This window comes from Nocardiopsis lucentensis DSM 44048, assembly GCF_000341125.1.
Lineage (GTDB): Bacteria > Actinomycetota > Actinomycetes > Streptosporangiales > Streptosporangiaceae > Nocardiopsis > Nocardiopsis lucentensis.
On record NZ_ANBC01000759.1, the window covers coordinates 1 to 2,475 of the forward strand.

Annotated in this window: 3 protein-coding genes and 1 pseudogene; all 4 read right to left on the reverse strand. The window is 71.7% G+C overall.

The genetic code is table 11. The features are described from left to right. Nucleotides 1-391, reverse strand: a pseudogene (locus D471_RS0126280) (ABC transporter permease); the annotation flags it as partial. A gap of 2 nt (nucleotides 392-393) precedes the next feature. Continuing rightward, complete coding sequence (locus tag D471_RS0126285) at nucleotides 394-1,107, reverse strand: ATP-binding cassette domain-containing protein (protein WP_017601374.1); 714 nt, start codon at nucleotides 1,105-1,107, stop codon at nucleotides 394-396. Further along, complete coding sequence (locus tag D471_RS42385; protein ID WP_017601375.1) at nucleotides 1,104-1,574, reverse strand: polyprenyl synthetase family protein; 471 nt, start codon at nucleotides 1,572-1,574, stop codon at nucleotides 1,104-1,106. The genes D471_RS0126285 and D471_RS42385 overlap by 4 nt, the downstream gene beginning before the upstream one ends. Beyond that, nucleotides 1,529-2,281: a polyprenyl synthetase family protein gene (locus D471_RS42390; protein WP_449406577.1), complete on the reverse strand. Its 753-nt coding sequence runs from the start codon at nucleotides 2,279-2,281 to the stop codon at nucleotides 1,529-1,531. The genes D471_RS42385 and D471_RS42390 overlap by 46 nt, the downstream gene beginning before the upstream one ends. Nucleotides 2,282-2,475 lie beyond the last annotated feature (194 nt).

The window sequence follows — 2,475 nt, forward strand, 5'->3', positions numbered from 1 at the left end:
CCGCCACCGCGTACGCGCACACCAGCGCGGCCGCGACCAGCAGCGCGGTGAGCTTGGCCGCGAGCAGGTAGGTGCGCGGGTATCCGGCCATCGCCAGACGCGCGTCGAACTCGGCGGACCTGAAGGTCACGATGAACATCATGAACCCGACGATCAGCGTGACGGCGTTGACGGCGCCGGAGATCTTGCTGACGTGGTTGCCGTGCACGACCACCGTCTCCCCGGTGGCGCGCAGCAGGAAGGGCACGTCGGCGCCGTCGATCACCAGGTAGACGAGGGTGATCCAGGTCGGGATGAAGAACACCACGAGGACCAGCGCCAGCCGGTTGCGCAGATGCTCCAGGAGCGCGTAGCGGGCGGCCGTGGAGTAGCGGTTCCAAGCGCGTCGCACGGTCACCCTCCCGCCACTGCGGCGGCGCCGGGAACGCTCGCGAGCCCGCCGCGGTCGTCCTCGACCAGGACACCGCCCTTCAGGCGCCACAGGACGTCGAAGCGGCCGGTGTCGAACGCGATGTGCGAGACGACCAGGACGGACCGGTCCCGGGCGCTCAGCTCGGCGGCCAGCGCCCAGAAGCGCTCGTAGGTGTCCCAGTCGAAGCCCTGGTAGGGCTCGTCCAACAGGAGCAGCGGAGGGTCGTGCATGAGGGCGAGGGTGAGGTTGAGTTTCTGTCGCGTACCTCCGCTGAGCGTGGACACCCGGTGGTGGAGGTACTCGGTGAAGTTGAGGACCTCCATCAGTTCGCGGGCCCGGTCCAACGTGGGCAGATCGTGGGCGACCTGGAAGAAGCGCAGGTGCTGGGCGACGGTGAAGGCCGGGTTGAGCACCGTGTGCTGGGGGCAGTAGCCCAGCCCTCCGGGGTGGTCAACGGCACCGTGGTCGGGTGAGAGGTGGCCGGAGAGGATGCGCAGCAGCGTGGTCTTGCCGGAACCGTTCTCCCCGACCACGCCCGCCAGGCAGCCGGGCGGGAGTTCCATGCGCACTCCTCGGAGCACGTGGTGGCGGCCGTAGGACTTGTGGACGTCCGTGACCGCGAGAGTGGGTGTGGAGCCGGGCACGTCGGGAACCTCCTGGGGGTCGGGGCTGGTCGTGCGGGAACGGGTGGTCACTCGGCCTCGCGCTGGGCGCAGTAGTGCCCGAGCGCGCGTATCCGGACCGAGTGCCAACTGGGTGCGACGAGGTCCTGGAGAGGTTTCCACGCGGTGTCGACCAGCCCGCGCGCCTCGTCGACACAGGCCTCGACGGCGCCGTGGGCCTCCAGCTCCGCCACGGTGGAGGCGACGGTCGCGCGGTCGGCGTCACCGCCCCTGACGGCGTGCCAGATCTCGCGCACCCGCGGGTCCGGGAGGCGGCCCACGGCGTGCGCCAGGGGCATGGTGACCTTGCCCGCGTGCAGGTCCTCAGCGGTGTGCTTGGTGCGCACGCGTCCGCCCGAGGCCCCATGTGCGGTGACGCCACGCAGGTCCATGACGTCGTCACTGATCTGGTAGGCCAGCCCGACGTCCTCGAAGTAGTCGCCCACGGCCGTGATCAGCTCCTGGTCCGCACCCGCGATGAGGGCGCCCATCTCGGCCACACCGCGGACCGGAGCGGCGGTCTTGAGCCGGTGCGCGGTCCGCAGGCGGCGCAGGAGCCGGGACGCGTCCCCGGTGGCCACCGCCGCGTNTGCCCCGCGTGCCCGGCGCGCAGCACCCGCAGATAGATCTGGTAGGCGCGCAGCCGCAGCCGGTCGTCGTCGGGCAGGATCTCGCGCAGCACCCGGTCGAAGACGAAGTAGGCCGCGGTTCCCGCGTTGACCGCGGTGGGGACGCCGAAGACGGTGTGGGCGGAGGGCCGCCCCCGGCGGAGCGGTGACTCGTCCTGGACGTCGTCGACGACCAGACAGCCGGTGTGCATCAGCTCGGTGGCGGCCAGGAGGGGCCGGTACCGCTCGCTGTCTCCCCCGCACAGCTCGATGGCCGCGACGGCGACGTAGGAGCGCCAGCACTTGCCCAGGCCGTCGGTGGCGTGGCGCAGCGGCTCCACGAGGTGGTGGTGCAGGTCCTCGGCCACGAGGGCGTCCAGCCGCTCGGGGCGGTCCTCGGATCCGGCGACGCCGGGCAGCGATCCGTCGGGACGCGAGGGGTAGAGCCGCTCGATCTCGCGCAGGGTCACGTCGCGGACCCGGGTGACGTACCGCTCGAAGTCCCCGATCCGGTTGGAGGGCAGCACCTCGCACACCCCGTGTCCGCGGACGGGCCGACCGGCCATGGTCCCCTCCACCGAGACGTGCGCCTCCAGCATGCCCGGGAAGAGGAACAGCGAGCGGACCTCCTGGTGGGGGAACCAGGTCCGCGCCTCCAGGCGCAACTCCAATTCGGGGACCTCCACCTCCCAGGCGGTGTCGTAGGTGTTCAGGGTCGGCAGCGACGTCCACGACCGGGTCGCGGAGAGTCGTGCCGACGCCTCGGTCCGGCGGCCGTCGGGGGCGACCGCCA